General features: G+C 37.3%; 15 protein-coding genes. 2 read left to right on the forward strand and 13 right to left on the reverse strand.

The window, feature by feature from the left end; all coding sequences use genetic code 11:
- Positions 1 to 7 precede the first annotated feature (7 nt).
- The 5 genes from gmd to ABVM49_RS04540 all read right to left on the reverse strand — a co-directional run bounded on the left by gmd (position 8) and on the right by ABVM49_RS04540 (position 6,342).
- The gene (gmd, locus tag ABVM49_RS04520; protein ID WP_035326240.1) at positions 8 to 1,126 is read right to left on the reverse strand and encodes a GDP-mannose 4,6-dehydratase; all 1,119 of its coding nucleotides are present in this window, start codon (positions 1,124 to 1,126) and stop codon (positions 8 to 10) included.
- A gap of 20 nt (positions 1,127 to 1,146) precedes the next feature.
- Complete coding sequence (locus ABVM49_RS04525) at positions 1,147 to 2,139, reverse strand: hypothetical protein (protein WP_405203217.1); 993 nt, start codon at positions 2,137 to 2,139, stop codon at positions 1,147 to 1,149.
- Between the two features lie 77 nt (positions 2,140 to 2,216).
- On the reverse strand, positions 2,217 to 3,902 hold the full coding sequence (locus ABVM49_RS04530) for a DUF6909 family protein (protein ID WP_035326237.1): 1,686 nt from the start codon (positions 3,900 to 3,902) through the stop codon (positions 2,217 to 2,219).
- A gap of 80 nt (positions 3,903 to 3,982) precedes the next feature.
- On the reverse strand, positions 3,983 to 5,476 hold the full coding sequence (locus ABVM49_RS04535) for a GH3 auxin-responsive promoter family protein (RefSeq protein WP_405203219.1): 1,494 nt from the start codon (positions 5,474 to 5,476) through the stop codon (positions 3,983 to 3,985).
- Positions 5,476 to 6,342 carry a M23 family metallopeptidase gene (locus ABVM49_RS04540; protein WP_038598168.1) on the reverse strand — a complete coding sequence of 289 codons (867 nt, stop codon included), beginning with the start codon at positions 6,340 to 6,342 and terminating at the stop codon, positions 5,476 to 5,478. Before ABVM49_RS04540 ends, ABVM49_RS04535 begins: the two co-directional genes overlap by 1 nt.
- A 168-nt stretch (positions 6,343 to 6,510) precedes the next feature.
- On the opposite strand from ABVM49_RS04540, the gene tatA reads away from it, so the two are divergent.
- Positions 6,511 to 6,699 (forward strand): twin-arginine translocase TatA/TatE family subunit, encoded by a 189-nt coding sequence (gene tatA / locus ABVM49_RS04545; RefSeq protein ID WP_035326230.1) that lies wholly within the window; start codon positions 6,511 to 6,513, stop codon positions 6,697 to 6,699.
- 57 nt (positions 6,700 to 6,756) lie between these two features.
- Here tatA and ABVM49_RS04550 read toward each other — a convergent pair whose 3' ends face one another.
- The 5 genes from ABVM49_RS04550 to ABVM49_RS04570 all read right to left on the reverse strand — a co-directional run bounded on the left by ABVM49_RS04550 (position 6,757) and on the right by ABVM49_RS04570 (position 11,682).
- On the reverse strand, positions 6,757 to 7,209 hold the full coding sequence (locus tag ABVM49_RS04550; RefSeq protein ID WP_405203220.1) for a hypothetical protein: 453 nt from the start codon (positions 7,207 to 7,209) through the stop codon (positions 6,757 to 6,759).
- Positions 7,210 to 7,213: 4 nt separating this feature from the next.
- A complete protein-coding gene (locus ABVM49_RS04555; protein ID WP_405203221.1) occupies positions 7,214 to 8,185 on the reverse strand; it encodes a DUF4837 family protein in 972 nt (323 codons plus the stop codon).
- Between the two features lie 16 nt (positions 8,186 to 8,201).
- Positions 8,202 to 8,669: a hypothetical protein gene (locus ABVM49_RS04560; RefSeq protein WP_405203222.1), complete on the reverse strand. Its 468-nt coding sequence runs from the start codon at positions 8,667 to 8,669 to the stop codon at positions 8,202 to 8,204.
- Positions 8,670 to 8,675: 6 nt separating this feature from the next.
- A complete protein-coding gene (locus ABVM49_RS04565) occupies positions 8,676 to 10,289 on the reverse strand; it encodes a LysM peptidoglycan-binding domain-containing protein (protein ID WP_405203223.1) in 1,614 nt (537 codons plus the stop codon).
- Between the two features lie 205 nt (positions 10,290 to 10,494).
- The gene (locus ABVM49_RS04570; RefSeq protein ID WP_405203224.1) at positions 10,495 to 11,682 is read right to left on the reverse strand and encodes a phosphoglycerate kinase; all 1,188 of its coding nucleotides are present in this window, start codon (positions 11,680 to 11,682) and stop codon (positions 10,495 to 10,497) included.
- Between the two features lie 74 nt (positions 11,683 to 11,756).
- On the opposite strand from ABVM49_RS04570, the gene ABVM49_RS04575 reads away from it, so the two are divergent.
- The gene (locus tag ABVM49_RS04575) at positions 11,757 to 12,908 is read left to right on the forward strand and encodes an ATP-binding protein (RefSeq protein WP_405203655.1); all 1,152 of its coding nucleotides are present in this window, start codon (positions 11,757 to 11,759) and stop codon (positions 12,906 to 12,908) included.
- Positions 12,909 to 13,558: 650 nt separating this feature from the next.
- Here the strand turns inward: ABVM49_RS04575 and ABVM49_RS04580 are convergent.
- The 3 genes from ABVM49_RS04580 to mnmG all read right to left on the reverse strand — a co-directional run bounded on the left by ABVM49_RS04580 (position 13,559) and on the right by mnmG (position 17,130).
- The gene (locus tag ABVM49_RS04580; protein WP_405203225.1) at positions 13,559 to 14,074 is read right to left on the reverse strand and encodes an OmpH family outer membrane protein; all 516 of its coding nucleotides are present in this window, start codon (positions 14,072 to 14,074) and stop codon (positions 13,559 to 13,561) included.
- 307 nt (positions 14,075 to 14,381) lie between these two features.
- The gene (locus ABVM49_RS04585; protein ID WP_405203226.1) at positions 14,382 to 15,215 is read right to left on the reverse strand and encodes a class I SAM-dependent methyltransferase; all 834 of its coding nucleotides are present in this window, start codon (positions 15,213 to 15,215) and stop codon (positions 14,382 to 14,384) included.
- 37 nt (positions 15,216 to 15,252) lie between these two features.
- Positions 15,253 to 17,130 carry a tRNA uridine-5-carboxymethylaminomethyl(34) synthesis enzyme MnmG gene (mnmG, locus tag ABVM49_RS04590; RefSeq protein WP_405203227.1) on the reverse strand — a complete coding sequence of 626 codons (1,878 nt, stop codon included), beginning with the start codon at positions 17,128 to 17,130 and terminating at the stop codon, positions 15,253 to 15,255.
- Positions 17,131 to 17,267: the final 137 nt, after the last annotated feature.

Genomic DNA, 17,267 nt, shown 5'->3' on the forward strand with positions numbered 1-17,267 from the left:
AATTGTGCTACTCAAAATAGTTCATTGTTTGATACCCTCCTTCTTTAAGATAGCTGTCCTTTTGCATTAGCTTGATGTCGCTCTTCATCATATCATCTACAAGTCCTTGTAGTTTATACTCTGGTTTCCAACCTAGCTTATTATATGCTTTTGAAGCATCACCTATTAAGAGCTCTACCTCTGTAGGTCTAAAATATTTTGGATCTACCTCAACAACTACTTGACCTTCTTTTACGGGGTACTCAGGATTATTTGATGAGACTACTTTGCCTTTTTCTTCTACTCCCTTACCTGTAAACTCTAAGGTTACGCCTATATATTTAAAAGCCATTTTTATGAAGTCTCTCACAGTGGTTGTCTCTCCTGTAGCTATCACCCAGTCTTCTGGTTCATCTGCTTGTAAGATCATCCACATCATACGTACATAATCTTTTGCGTGTCCCCAGTCACGTTTTGCATCTAGATTACCTAGATACATTTTATCTTGAAGACCTAAGGCAATTTTTGCTGTTGCTCTAGTGATTTTTCTAGTTACAAAAGTCTCCCCCCTTACAGGCGACTCGTGATTAAATAATATACCGTTGCAAGCAAACATATCGTACGCCTCGCGGTGGTTTACGGTAGACCAGTATGCATAAAGCTTTGCTACTGCATATGGACTACGAGGATAAAACGGTGTTGTCTCGCTTTGTGGTACCTCTTGCACCTTACCATACAGCTCTGAGGTAGATGCTTGATAGATTTTTGTTTTCTTCTCTAATCCTAAAGCTCTTACAGCTTCTAGCAGGCGTAGAGCACCTAGACCATCTACATTTGCCGTATACTCAGGCATCTCAAAAGAAACCTGAACGTGGCTCATTGCTCCAAGATTATAAATCTCGTCTGGCTGTACTTCTTGTATAATTCTAAAGAGGTTTGTGCTATCTGTAAGATCACCGTAATGCAAGAAAAACCGTTGATTATCAATATGAGGATCCTCATACAAATGATCTATTCTATCTGTATTAAATAGTGACGTCCTACGTTTTATACCGTGTACTTCGTACCCTTTTTTAAGGAGAAACTCACTGAGATAAGCTCCATCTTGCCCTGTGACACCTGTGATTAATGCTACTTTATGACTCATAACGTGCGTATTGGAGTTTCTTAATTATTTAATGTTTCGGCTTTGTAAGAGCTGTACAACTTTATTGTACCAGAAACAAAAAGAAACAATATCACAAATAATAGCGGATAAATAACAATCATATTATCTAGAATAGATGTGTCTCTAGAAGCTTGAATGTCGCTTACAATAACGGCCACATCTGTATAGCTTACATCATCATTTTTAAGCTCTTCTAAGTTCCTTTGTAAGAGTGTTTTTACATCAAATAAATCTGAGATATTATCACTTCTATTATTAAAATAGAAACCATCTTCTTTAGTGCTATTTAAGAGGCCGTTTTCCTTACTGTAGGCATTGATAAGACTATTAATCTGTTCTATAGATTGCTCTTGGCTTTTAATAAACTCCGTATGAGTTACAAGGCCTTTTTCCTTGAGCTCACGTGCAAAGGGTTGATCATTAATGAAGCTCATAAGGCTCGCAATATCTTCTTTACCCTGCTCACTCTTGAGACCTACGGTGAGCTTGTGATATTTATAAGTAGACAGAAAACGATCTGTAGCAAAAAGCTCTCTATCATCTTCTAGTTTGAACTCACGAGTCATCTCACCTAGGGCTCTATCATTCTCACCTATATACGCTATGAGATCAAGGACCTCTACCACGGGAGCAACCTCTACAGAAGCCACACCAAAGGTAGATGGGTCTTTACCAAGAGAAGTAACAAAGTCTGTATCCCCTTCCGCTAGATTATTATTAAACTGGTTAATAGCAGTATAAACGTACGACTGACTTTTAAAATTAGTCTTAAGTAAAAGATTTGCCTCATATGAAGCTGCACCTTTTGTAAAGTAGCCAAGGACAATACCTGCGACTATAAGCAGTAGTATAATCCACCACTTTCTAATTATGAAATCTACTATTCTAAATATGAAGTAGATACAGTTTTTTATAAATCTGCCTATGAGAGAGAATATATCAGAAAGGTCCATCTCCTGCTGGCTAGCAGGTTGATTGTAATGATCGCTCATACGTATTATATTTTGGTCGTTAGTGGTCTGTAAGCCGATAAAGGTCCAAAATACAGTTTATAATTTAGACTCTTAAATTACTTGAATAATTGATCCAGTATTTTTTCTGTGATGAGGTATGTAGGCTTTACACCTGTGGTACCTAATCCTCCAGAAGCCAGTGTACTTCCCGTTTCTAGGGGATTATCACTAGCATAGTATGCATAACGCACTTTTACTGTTTCTTTTATACTTTTACGCAACTTTGCTGCGGCTTGTATCGCTTTTTGATAATGAGCACCTTCCATCTCTAGTCCAATAACGCTCCACGTACTGTCGTGAAAGAATTTAAGAATATCCCTGTTTTGTAGCGATGTCCCTAATACAGAAACCATTGCTCCTTCAAAAACGAGAAGTCCGTTATCTTCAAAGTCTTCTTTAGACAATTCATTTTCAAAAGGATAATTATCTGCAGTCCCTTCAAAAAGGTGTGCGCTAGGTATCATAAGATCTCCCTTTCCTCCTTCAAGAATACCGGCTTTACCCATTATTGATATAGAGTCTACATCTAGATATATCTTCTCCTCACCATCTTGATATGGTTTGAGTAGCTCCTCCATAGTTTCATAAGCTTGTTCTCCAAAGGCATAGTCCATCACAATAATTACTGGATGTTCTTCATCTTTCATCTCCTTCTTACAGAAATCATTTTCTGCCACAGGAAGCTTACACATATCAAAAATCTGAACGTTGATATTCGTTCCGCTTTCATCCGGAAGGTATATCATTCCGTTTTGTAACGCTACTTTTTGCACTTTATTACGTAATGCACTGTTCCCGCTATTACTAAGCATCTCATAAATATCGAGTTTAGACTTCTTGCGAAGCTCAGACTTAAGAGCAAGTGGGGCATACAGTGTATTCATTACAGAGTGCATATTTGCACTTATAATATGTAACGGTCTGTGTATTAAACCGTGTTGTTTTAAGGTAGCCTTAATATCATTTGCCCATACCTCACCGTGTATGTGATGACCTAGTCGCTCACGCAACACTGGGCTAAATGTAACCGTACGCTTGTTTTCTTTTAAAACCTCTGCAATAGCCAGTTTACCTAGCCAGTATATGATTTGTAAAAAGCGTTTGTTATTTGTTCTTGTATTAAACTCTGGAGCAATACTACTTACCTCTGCAAAAGTTCTTCCTAAAATGTTTGCTGTGTGAGTCATAGCGATTTCCCAACCCTTCTGGTCAAGATCATCATTATCCAAAACAGCTTTTTCTAACTTCTCCCAGTCACGTATAACCGCTCCCTCATCATTGATGAGTACACGCTTCATTATTTTGTGAGATTCTATAAAAAGAAAAGTAATGTGGGTAAGGATATCATATATCTCAGAACGACCACGAGTAATCTCGATGTTCATCTGTTCTTCATCTATACGATAGCAATTACGGCGGCGCTTAGCCGGTACAATAGGTTCAAAGTGGCTATTTTTATAACCCTCGTCGCTGGTAAGATTAATAAATCTACATTCCTCTATACCTTCTGGAAGTCTATCTATTACATAAAGAAGTCCATCTAGCTCGACTTTTTCTTCTGCTATAGTACCGTAAATTTCTGGTCTTAAGATTAATAGTGCTTCACGTAATGTTTCTCCAGAAACACCCATTGGTTTGTAGAACCCTCTATTAAAGAGGTGACGCATTGTGATATACATCCTTTCGATGGCGCTGCTACTCTCTTGTGCTCTTGTACGCCCTTGTTTTTTTAATATACTCATATTAAAGGTCAAAGGTAATGATTAGTATTTACATCTCACCCCTTGCAAGGCATAGACTATCTCGCCTCGGTACAAGCAAGTTACTGCTTTACTGCAAGAAGGTCTGCTATTTTTCTATCATTTGAGAGTCTTGGGATCTTGTTTTGTCCCCCCAGTTTTCCCTGTGATTTCATATATTCATTAAAGCCGTCTTTTGCCACTCTCGTTATTTTAAGAGGTTGTAGTACTTTACCCTCTATAAGATCAAAGTAGTAAGAATTTTGAGCTTGTAGTGAGGTGTCTAGCGCTTTCGCGAAAGCGTCTAAATCTCCCGTCCCCTCATTTTCAAATTCTATCATCCACTCGTGATAAGGCAGTCCAGATTGTGGTGCTACTTGTGGTGCGACAGTAAACTCGGTCACCTTGATATCTGTACCTGCAGATGCCTCAAGCATAGCCTGCTCTACTTCTTTACCTATCACGTGCTCCCCAAATGCCGAAATAAAGTGCTTAATACGACCAGAGACCATCACACGATAGGGTTTAAGACTGGTAAATATTACTGTATCGCCTATGTTATAAGCCCACAGGCCAGCAGTGGTAGATATAATCATTACATAGTTTACATCTAGCTGTACATCTTTGAGGGTGATTCTTGTAGGGTTTTCGTTAAAAAACTCATCTGCTTTTATAAACTCATAAAAGATTCCGTTATCTAGCTGCAGGAGCATTCCTTTCTCAGTCTGTGAGTCTTGAAAGGCAAAAAACCCTTCACTTGCAGGATATAACTCAATACTGTCTACACTTCTCCCTATAAGGTCTTCTAGCTTGCGACGGTATGGCTCATAGTTTACCCCACCATACACAAAGAGTTGATAGTTTTTAAAGAGCTCTCCTACAGTTTTACCACTCTTCTGGATAAGACGCTCATAATACATCTGTACCCACGGCGGAATCCCTCCTATAAGGGTCATATCTTGATCTATAGTCTCCTCTACAATCTTATCTACCTTATGCTCCCAATCTTCTATACAATTAGTCTCTAGGCTAGGAAGTCTATTTTTCTGAAGATAATTAGGCACATAGTGAGCTACTATACCAGATAGACGCCCTAGCTTAATTCCGTTTTTTTCGGTCATTATGGGGCTACCTTGTAAAAAAATCATTTTACCATCTACAAAGCTGGTATTACCCGTCTCTGCGATATATGATAATATGGCATTACGCGCACTGTTAGGGTGCGTCTTCATACTATCTTTTGTGAGAGGTATATACTTTACACCAGATGTGGTACCAGATGTTTTTGCAAAATACAAGGGTTTACCAGGCCATAAAACATCTGCCTCACCGGCAACCATCTTATCTACATAAGGTTTAAGCGCCTCATAATCTCTTATGGGTACGTGTTTTACAAAATCTTGATGGGTTTTTATTTTATCAAAATGGTGATCGTTACCAAAGTTTGTATACTGCGCAGCATCTATGAGCTTCTCAAAAACCTTTTGTTGAGTTTCTATAGGGTGATCTGCCCACTTCTTAATTTTACCCGTGATGTAAGAGGCAAAAATCTTTGCGCCAAAAGACTTTAATGACATTAGTTAAAATCAATAAAATTAACTGGGTTAATGGGGTATCCATTACTCCATAATTCAAAATGTAAATGTGGTCCTGTTGTGAGTTCTCCTGTATTACCTACAGTTGCCACAACTTCACCCGCTTGAACAAGATCACCTTGCTCCTTGTTAAGAGAGGCATTATGTTTATAAACGGTAATCAAGTTTTTAGGGTGCTCAATAATAAGTACGTGACCCGTCTCTGCTGTCCACTCTGCAAAAATCACCGTACCATCTGCCGCAGCTTTTACAGGGGCATCTTTTTCTGTTACAATATCTATCGCATAATGCTTTAAGGCAGCATTATAAGTAGATGTAATGGTACCTTGCACCGGTGGAAATAATGAAAAATCTGTATCCTCTACAGCCTTATCAAAAACGTTATATTTATCTTCTTGCTCTACCGTTTGTCTAAGCAAGCTATCTTCCTTGCTAGGTAGCACATAAATATCTTCTTCATTAAAAACCGCATCTCGTATAGAATCTCTATCAAACTCTAGCGCCGCTACATCGCCACTTAATACTCTGCGTATAGATGAGTAGTACTGCTCGTTAACTCGTATCGCATTTTCTAGCGAGTCTGTCTTTGCGACTAGTAAGGTTGCGTTGCGTTTAAGCTTTGTACTTGAGTAACCCGGGATATACTCTCTAAGTGGTGTAAACGCAATGAGTAATGTGGTTAATGCTATAAGTACAATAGCAGATACTCCCACTAGTATAAACACGTTAAGCCGTGTGAGTTTAAAAGAAATACGCTCCTCAAAAGTATCTTCATTAAGTATCACTAAGCGGTACTTATGCAGTAGCTTTTTTGCAATTTTCTTCTTTTTTGTTTTCTTTTCTGCCATCTGATTTACAAATATACTTTTTTAGATGTGATATAGTGTAGACCTATTATTACGCTTACGCGAAAATTGCCATCACACACTACAAAGCTCCTTATTCTGTCCTTTTTATGACTTTAACGCTCATATGTTTGTTTTCTTACTATCTTTGTTTTTCTAAAACAGAAGATGATGAACACATTAAGTATACTTTTAGGAATGGTAGGCCCTTGGCAAATAGGACTTATTGTATTAGTGGTTTTACTACTTTTTGGAGGTAAAAAAATCCCTGAAATGATGCGCGGCTTAGGTGGCGGTATTAAAGAATTTAAGAAAGCATCAAAAGATGAAGATGACGATCTTATAGAAGAGAAAAAATAAAATCTAGTTTTATACTATATAAAAAACCGCATAGCTCCTTGAGTTATGCGGTTTTTTTTAGTAATAGTAGTCAGCTTTTATGATTTCACCGCTGTTGTTAATTTCAATTTGATAATACCCGTGGTACATAGGGTATGATAGGATTCCTAACTCTTCATTTGGCTTACCATCCTTGCGTCTTTTCAAAACCTCTTGAGATGAATTTTTCAACGCATATATTCCATCAAACCTAATAAAAGAAATTGGATAATATTTTTGTCCAATAAGGACTAGATGATTTGTCCTTTCGTGTATATGGCTATAACCATTAACTAATTGGAATTTTCTAGTTAATCCATTACTCTCTAAAAGAATACAATAATTATTTTTAGGGTTCTTTTCAATTGCTTCCAATAATAACTTCTCAACTTTCGAGGGTAACAAATAAGGTATGCTATCATCTTTTGATGGACTAGTACTATTGCAGCTAGCAGTAAATACTATGATTAAAAAAAACCAATATACTTTCATATATCTACTTCAGCTTAGCGGACTTTAAAATGCTTTCTAGCTCAAACATATTATCACGCTGGTCTTGAGAAGGTGAGAATATAAAACCTTCTAGTATGAGGTATCGCCCATTTTCTTCATCACGTATTGCATAATTTACAAAGGGCCCAGCCATATAACGACCATCTACCTCCCAGGTTCCTTTAGTCTCGTAAGCAAACTTGCCATCTATCTCCGTCTCTTGTAAGTATGGTGAGAATGCTCTCTCTGTTATAAAACGGCCATCATCTACAGGTATTTTTTTACCACCTATAGAGTCACGCATACGTATGATATTTTTTATGGTAAGTGTATCCTTATCTATGGCTTGAAGTGGTACTTCGTATACCGTTATGTTCATATTCCCGCTACGTTTTAAATCCTTACGTATCCAGAAAATATCTGGTTTTTGCTCTGCATAACGATATGCTGTAGGGAAGTTAAAACGTACTCCAAAGGTTTTTTGAAGTGAGTCTGTCTCCTTAAGTGCTTTTTTTATACGACGCTGGTTTGCCACTAGCTCTTGCGCTTTAAGAGCTGTCACAATTTTTTCTTCATTATCAATAATGAGGTTTGCAATTTGTGTCTGGCTATTTCCAGTAACAATCACACCCGTTTGAGGGCGTGCATACTTATCTTTTACAATAGTAATGGTTGCACTATCTGCCGCTTTGATTTGAACAAAAATCCTGTTTTTGAGCAAAAACCCGCTAAAGGCATCTGGTGGTATCTGGTCTATAGAAAACTTAGGTTCTTCTCTAGGCAATCCATATACTGGATCTGCAAGAACGTCTCTTAGCGCATCTCCTATAGTGCCCTGCCATTGATCTTTAGTCACAATAACCTTTACGTTATTTATGTTTCCTACAGACTCTGTTAATATTTTTTTTCCATCGCCATTAGAGCAAGAAGCTATAAATGCAGTAGTTAAGAGGGCTAAAAATACTTTTTTAATCATATGGTTTTTTATTAGACTAGCACCCTGACATTACGAGGACACTGGTAGTGTTTTTATATCTATAAATTTCAAAAAATGCGCCAGGCACGTTAGACAGTGGTCTGTATTCTGATTGATCAAAATTCCATCCATTATGCCCTTTCTGGTCTGTAAAAATAGCATTGAGCGATTCTACCCATTTTACTATTGATGTTCTGTCTGGATTTGTAACGGTAAGGACCTCACCACTGGCAAGGTATACATCTGCACAGTTGCGCTTCTCATAGCTCAAACCGTTTTCAAATGTTTGTGTAAAACCACAATCTACCACGCCGTCTGATGGAATATGCTCTTTATCAGAAATAGGTTTATAGTGTTGTAATAGATACTCGTATACCGGATCTTTTTTTGAAGTGTTCTCTACATCCACAGGTTTTAGAGTAGTCTCTTGAGCTATGCTCACACCCACAAAACAAAAACATAAGACGTACAGAAGAGTTTTCATAACTAGTTATTTAGACACACGAAGTTTCATTCCTGGTTTGAGTTTTGTGCTACTAATATCGTTCCAAACTTTAATATTGTCAACACTTACTCCCGGAAATTTATTTGCAATCTTCCAGAGGGAATCTCCATTTTGAACGGTATAGATCTTTTTCCCTTTAAGAGAGACACTTTTCTTCTTGCTCGCAACAGCATTATTAGTCACTGGTTTTCTAGGGTATATTGTAAGTCGTTGCCCTATTTTAAGTGCGTTAGATCGTAGGTTGTTCCACTTTTTGATTTGGCTTACGCGCACGCCATATTTATTTGCAATTTTACCAAGGTAATCACCACTACGCACGCGGTATCTTACTTGTGAACTCGCTGTGAGAACTTCGGGTAACGGCTTTTCTCTTTTGTCTAATTCCGCTTTCGCGAAAGCGTAAATAGCCGCCTCATTTTGTACAAACTTCCCTACGCTCTCTATAGGAAGTCGCACATAATACTTCTTATTTTCTATCACAGGAATGATGTCCAACTTGTACTGCGGGTTTAAGAACTGTACAATCTCAAGAGGTACGCCCACAATGCTAGATACTTGGTCTAGTGCAATAGTTTGTTTCACGTGTATCGTGTCTGTCGCAAAATAATTTACGGGTGCTTTTTCTGGAGTGTAGCCGTGCTCATCTGCATATTCAAAAAGGTACATTGTTGCTAGAAATGCTGGTACGTATCCTGCGGTTTCTCTAGGTAAATTCTGGCGTATATTCCAGTAATTTTTATAACCTCCAGAGCGTCTTATGGCTTTAGAAACATTACCCGGGCCAGAGTTGTAAGATGCTAGGGCAAGGTCCCAGTCGCCGTGTATATTATATAGTTGTGATAAGTAGGCACAAGCCGCCTCTGTAGCAGCGATAGGATCCATACGGTCATCTACATAACTGTTTACCTCTAGATCAAACATTTTACCAGTTGCAAACATAAACTGCCAGAGACCGGTTGCTCCAACTCTAGATTTTGCTCTAGGTCTTAATGCACTCTCTACAATGGCGAGATATTTCATCTCAAGAGGGATGTCATACCTGTCTAGTCGTTCTTCAAACATAGGGAAGTAAAACTGGCTCACAGCCATTAACTTCTCCATAGTAGGTTTATGACGTTTTAAATAACGGTTTATCACGCTCTCTAGTGAGGGATTATACTCTACATTAAAAGGTGTGCGCGCATTTATAGCTGCGAGTCGCTTTTTTAAAGTATCTGTGGGTAACTCAAGCTTCACCTCTGGAAGGTAGGTCTGGCTGTTTCTTATAGCATTTATAGAGTCATAAAGGTCCATTCTGGCAAGTTCTTGACGCCAGCGCATATCTATGAGTGCTGCCTGCGGCTCATCTTCTAGTTTAAATGTTATTGAATCTTTTACCTGAGTAGCAATAACCGTTTGAGGTAGATCTTGTGATATCACATTTGTCTTCATCTCATTTACAATAGTGATAGTATCCGGTTGCAATATTTGAGTTTTTACTTGCTCACTAGCAGGTTGCTTAAGCTTGTATACCTCGTATGATAGTGTGTCTTGTGCTTGCAGCGATAGTGTAACTAGCACTAGGGAGCAGAACAAGAAAAGATTATTTTTTATGTGCATTTGGGTCATAGTCAAGAAACGAAAGATACGAGAAAATCGTATGGTTTTAAAAATTAGGAAAGACCTTAACGATTTAAGGTAATATATTACCAGAACAGCATTTATTTATTCAATAATTCACTTGTATTTTTTATGGCTATCACGCATTATAGGTCATTAAAAAAGCCACCGCTTAGGGTGGCTTTTAAAAATTTATGTGTTGTCATTATGCCTTAATCGCTGCTATACCTGGTAGTGTTTTACCTTCTAGCATTTCTAGCATTGCTCCTCCTCCGGTAGAGACATAACTTACTTTTGAATCAAAACCAAATTGCTTTACAGCAGCAACACTATCACCACCACCTACAAGTGAGAACGCTCCGTTTTGAGTAGACTCTGCAATACTATGGCCTAGTGCAATAGTACCTCCTGCAAAAGTTTCCATCTCAAAAACGCCTAGAGGTCCATTCCAAAGTATGGTTTTTGCTCTTTTTACAACAGCATCAAAATTTTCGCGAGAAGCAGGTCCCGCATCTAATCCTTGCCATCCATCTTCTATAGCTGTAATGTCACTCACTTTTGTATTTGCATCGTTTGCAAAATCATCTGCAGCAATAACATCTACAGGTATATGTATTTGTACACCTTTTTCTTTTGCTTGCTTAAGTAAGTCAAGCGCAAGATCCATTTTATCATCCTCACAAATAGAGTTTCCTATCTGGCCCCCCTGTGCCTTAATAAACGTAAATGCCATACCACCACCTATAATCATCTCATCTACTTTATCAAGTATGTTTTCGATTACAGTGATTTTTGAAGACACCTTAGATCCTCCTAGTATAGCAAGTACTGGCTTCTCGCTATTGTTAAGCACGCGATCAAGACTCTCTATTTCTTTTGCTAGTAAATATCCATAACACTTAGCATCTGGGAAAAATTGAGCAACTACTGTTGTAGATGCGTGTGCACGGTGTGCTGTACCAAAGGCATCATTAACATAAACATCTCCTAGAGTGCTTAATTCCTTTGCAAACTCTTCATCACCTGCAGTTTCCTCACTGTGATAACGTAGGTTCTCTAATAGTAAAATCTTACCCATCTCAAGGTCTTGAGCTGCCTGCGTTACTTTATCACCCACGCAATTATCTACAAAGTTTACCTCTACCCCTATAATCTCAGAGACAGTACTACATATTTGAGATAGTGAGAACTCCTCTTCTTCATTTTTAGGGCGTCCCAAGTGCGACATTAAAATAGCCGAACCGCCATCCTCAAGAATTTTTAAAATAGTAGGTTTTGCAGCCTCTATTCTGGTGGTATCTGTGATATTACCTTCCTCATCAAGAGGTACATTAAAATCTACACGTATAAGTGCTTTCTTATTCTCAAAATTAAAGTCGTCTACTGTGATCATATCCGTTGGTTTTACTAGCAAATATAATGGATACAGAGGATAATAAATGCGGTGATTCCTTTATATTTGGCGCTATGCTGTTCTCAAACGTTATAGGGCAAGATTTTATTAAAAATCACCTCACTACAAGTGTAGATGCAGGTCGTATTGCTCACGCTCAACTATTTGTAGGCCTTGCTGGCACAGGTGTCTTACCTATGGCCATTGCTTATGCCCAATATATTTTATGTAATAACGCTCAAGGCGAAAACAACTCTGGCGCGGCAGATTGCAATCTAAAATTTGAAAATTTATCTCATCCAGATTTACATTTTGCCTTTCCAGTTGCTACTACACCAGAAGTAAAAAGCCATCCCGTATCTAGTCATTTTATGAAACAGTGGCGCTCTTTTATAAAAGAGAACCCATACGGAGACCTTTTTGAATGGCATCAGCACCTAGGTATTGAAAAAAAGCAAGGTCAAATAGGTGTAAGTGAAGCTGCAGATATTAATAAGTCCCTTGCACTTAAAGCTTATGAAGGTGGATATAAAGTAATGATCATTTGGTCTGTAGATAAAATGAACACCGCTGCCTCAAATAAATTACTCAAGCTTCTTGAAGAGCCACCTGCACAAACCCTATTTATCCTCATTGCCGAAAGTGAAGACAGCATTATAGACACTATAAAGTCACGATGTCAAGTTCTCACGTTTCCGAAACTAAGTGAACCTCAAATTGCACAGGCACTAACTACAAAACACAATACACCAGAAGCCGAAGCAAATAAAATTGCACATCAAGCACAAGGTGATTATCAACAAGCATTGCATCTTTTACATCACGATGGAGATGATATACAATTTGAAAAATGGTTTGTTACTTGGGTACGCACAGCCTTCCAAGCAAAGGGTAAAAAAGAAGCCGTTTTAGGCCTTATTTCTTGGAGCGAGGAGATAGCAAAATCTGGTCGTGAGACACAGAAAAATTTTCTTGAATATTGTGTCCAGTTTTTCCGTCAGGCACTGCTTAAAAACTACAAGGCAAATGACCTTGTTTTTATGGAACCAGAAACGGGATTTGATCTTTCTAAGTTTGCTCCATTTGTACATAATAACAATATAATTTCCATTGTAGAAGCCATACAAGATGCCGAATATCACATAGAGCGCAACGGTAATGCAAAGATTATCCTTACAGATCTCTCTATTAAACTCACTAGATTACTACATCGCAAGAGTCAATAAATCAATTTATTACATATTTTTAGATAAGACTAAAATAATATTTAGTTTAAATTCCTAGGAAATCAATTCGCCTTCGGAAGATTACTCACCACAATACTTAAAAAGGCATAGCCTGGTATACTCCATCACGCCGGTTCAACTAAATTGAACATAGCATAACATTATTCACAAGCTAAAAATATGACTAGCCCTCAGATATATTTACACACAAAACACATCCTCATTACGGATCAATATTGTTAGTTAAAAGTAGATTATATTACAGTGATAAAGTTTCATAAAATAACGAGCATTATACGCTCTATTTATGATTTCAAATAGGTTACAAAACAATTAATAATTTAAGATAAATAATAGCTTACACTGAACTCTAAATTCAATTAAACACCTAAAAATTTAGCTTATAATATTCCTGAAAAAATCCCAAATAAATTAATATCTAAAGTCTACTTCTTCATATTTTACTAGTAAAATATTATGTGATAATATCATCTCTCTAACGCCACAATCTTAAATAGAAATGCAGATATGTAATTCTGCTCACGCAGTATTTTAGGCCGAGACCAATGGGATAATCTATTATTAGTAATTTTTGGGCATAAAAAAAGCGGTGATTTCTCACCGCTTTACCTATAATAAATAGATTTTATTTACTCCTTTGTAGTGTAATTGTCATTCATTTCTTTAAGAATAGTCTTTGTAAGATCTAATTCTTCCTTCCCAAAAAGAACACTTCCAGCATCGTTAGATCCATAAATGTATGAGTATCCATTTGCCTTACCGTAATCCTTAACTTTAGTTTTGACCTTAGTAATAAGAGAGTCTATTACCTCTTGGCTCTCTACTTGTAACTTTCCTATTCTAGCCTGGCGTTCTTGTTGTAACTGTTGTGCTTCGGCTCCAAGCTCATTGTACTTTTCCTCTTGTTTTTTACGAGACATAGAAGGTCCATTTTTTCTAAAAAGATCTTCTTTAATCTGGTAAGCTTTGATCTTAAGTTCAAGATCTGCCATAATCTCGTCGTTTTCTTTTGTAAAACGCTCTTTAGCATCTTTAAGCTCTGCATATTCTGTAAGTAGCTCTTCAGTATCTACAAAACCAGTCTTTTCTGTTTGACAAGCAACAGCCATCATTGCTGCAACAAGTAATACTCCTATTTTTTTCATTGTGTGTTTTTAATTAATTGCGGCGAAAATACTGAGAATCCATAACATTCTAACATTTTAAAATCGACAAGTTATATAGATGCATAAATTTCCAAATCCTCCTATTTTATTTCACGTGGAACATTGCACGCTAAAAACTTGTCAAAAAACGAGATGATAACAAAAAACAATCAATAAAATAATAATCAATAAGAAATTCCTATTAAAAAGCGCTTCTTAAAAGGCATCTTAGGTTAGTTATTACAATAGTTACATACACAGATAGCACTAAACCCACAAAACGCTCTTAAAACGGCTTATTTTAATTTTAAGCGTGTTTTAAGACATAAATTTGAGAAGAGTAACCTCCGTTTCCTTTTGCTCTCTTGTTTGAGCGTAGACCAGTAGTAAGAGCCTTAAAATAATTCATCTTACCAGATGTATATTTTTCAGAAAGTAGGCTTACGTAAAAAGCATCAAACTTCATAGGTAAAACTTCTACCAGTTTTAAATCACTTAATTGAAATAACATTTTTATAGACTGCTCAGAAAAATGATATAGGTGACGAGGTACATCATATGCAGCCCAAAATTCTTTGTAATGAGATGCATCATAAGATTCAAAATTTGGGACAGCTATAAACACGGTTCCATTTTTATTAAGATGGTTTTTAAGCCATTCTATTTGTCCTTGTAGATCATAAACGTGTTCTAAAACGTGCCACATTGTAATCACATCAAATTGCTCCTCCCCTACTTCTTCAATAGTAGATTTTAAATTGAGTCCTTTTTTTTGAGCTAGTGATTTGGCTTTTATGCTAGGTTCAACTCCAGAAGTATTCCAGTTATGTTTGGACAGATGTTCTAAAAAATCTCCAGTTCCGGCGCCGATATCTAAAACACGACCCAAAGATGGGTGATATTTTTTGAGGAGTTTACGCTTTCGCGAAAGCGTAATTCCCTTTACCGTTTGATAAGCAATTTCAAATAAAGAACGTTTGCCATCTGTATGAGATATATAATCTTCACTTTCATAATATGAAGGTAAACTCCCCAAAGTAGGTTTTGGCATCGTGTAATACATATGTAATTTCTCATCATATGTAAGCACAAATTCTCCTCCTGTTACAGAATGATCTTTAACTTTAAAATCCTTTTTCATTAAAATTGTTTCACGTGGAACGAAAAGAAAACTAAAATTACCTTCCCATATAAACTAACATCACACTTATATCTGAAGGAGAAACTCCACTCACTCGTGATGCTTGAGAAATTGTAGTAGGTCTAATTTTAGATAACTTTTCTCTAGCTTCAAATGATAATGATTTAAGCTTTGAGTAATCAAAATTATCTGGAATTTTGATATTCTCTAGACGTTGAAGCTTATCTGCATTTGCTTTTTCTTTTGCAATATAACCAGCATACTTTACTTTAATTTCTGCTTGTTCTAAGACATCACGCTCAAGACTATGCTCATCAATATATGCTGCAACCTTTTTAAACTGCTTCATATCCTCTAGATGTATTTGAGGTCTTGAGAAAACCTTAAACATCTTATCAGATTGTCGCATAGGAGAAGATCCTCGTTCTTCTAATATATCATTTACCTCCTCTGGAAGTATACTTGTATCCTCAAAAAACTTAACTAGATTGTCAGATTGCTCGCGCTTTTTTTCCATAGTCACAAGACGCTCCTCAGATGCTAGACCTACTTTATGTGATCTTGGAGTGAGACGCTCGTCTGCATTATCTTGTCTTAACAAGGTTCTATACTCTGCACGAGAAGTAAACATTCTATATGGCTCTTCTGTACCTTTTGTAATAAGATCATCTATAAGAACACCTATATAAGCCTCGTCACGTTGTAACGTAAATGGATCTTGATCGTGTACTTTTAAATGTGCATTCATACCCGCCATAAGACCTTGAGAAGCGGCTTCTTCATATCCCGTGGTTCCGTTAATCTGACCAGCGAAATATAGCCCGCTCACAAGCTTCGTTTCCAACGTATGCTTAAGCTGTGTAGGCGGAAAATAATCATACTCTATCGCATAACCAGGGCGGAAAAATTTTACGTTTTCAAAACCAGCTACACTACGCAAAGCTTTAAATTGTACATCTTCTGGAAGAGATGTTGAAAATCCATTTACGTAAATCTCACAGGTATCCCAACCTTCTGGCTCAACAAATAACTGATGTCTATCCTTATCTGCAAAGCGGTTAATCTTATCTTCTATAGACGGACAATACCTTGGCCCGAGAGATTTGATTCTACCATTAAACATAGGAGAACGATCAAAACCTTCACGTAATAAATCGTGTACCTCTGGCGAAGTATAACTCATATGACAAGGACGCTGATTAGTAAGCGGGCTTGTCTCTTTACTGTAACTAAACTTCTCTGGCACGTCATCTCCTGGCTGGATAATCATTTTAGAAAAATCTAATGATCTACCATCTACACGAGGTGGTGTTCCTGTCTTCATTCTACCAGAATCAAAACCAAAATCCAGTAGTTGTTCTGTGATACCAGTAGCTGCTCTTTCACCAGCTCTACCTCCTCCAAATTGTTTCTCGCCTATGTGGATAAGTCCATTTAAAAAAGTACCATTTGTGAGCACTACAGATCTACCTCTTACTTTAATACCTAAAGAAGTGGTTACACCAACTACCTTGTTATTTTCTACTAGAAGTCCGCTCACCATCTCTTGATAAAAATCAAGATTAGGTGTTCCCTCTAGACGCAATCTCCACTCCTCTGCAAATCGCATACGATCGCTTTGCACTCGTGGTGACCACATAGCAGGACCTTTTGATTTATTGAGCATCTTAAATTGTATTGCTGTCTTGTCTGACACAATACCACTATATCCTCCTAATGCATCAATCTCTCTTACAATCTGCCCTTTTGCAATACCACCCATAGCTGGATTACAACTCATCTGGGCGATGGTTTGTAGATTCATTGTTACAAGAAGCGTAGAACTTCCCATATTTGCAGCAGCAGCAGCAGCTTCACAACCTGCGTGACCCGCACCAACTACAATTACATCATATGTATCTTGAAATAAACTCATTGTTTCACGTGGAACATTAAACGTGTCCTTTATTGAACACTTTGTATTACGCTTTCGCGAAAGCGTGATTACCCTAACAGAAAATCGTGCAAAGATAAATAGTTTTAATCACTTAAAGAGTTAACGTTATAAGAAGC

The organism is Dokdonia sp. LLG6352-1 (assembly GCF_045055815.1).
GTDB lineage: Bacteria > Bacteroidota > Bacteroidia > Flavobacteriales > Flavobacteriaceae > Dokdonia > Dokdonia donghaensis.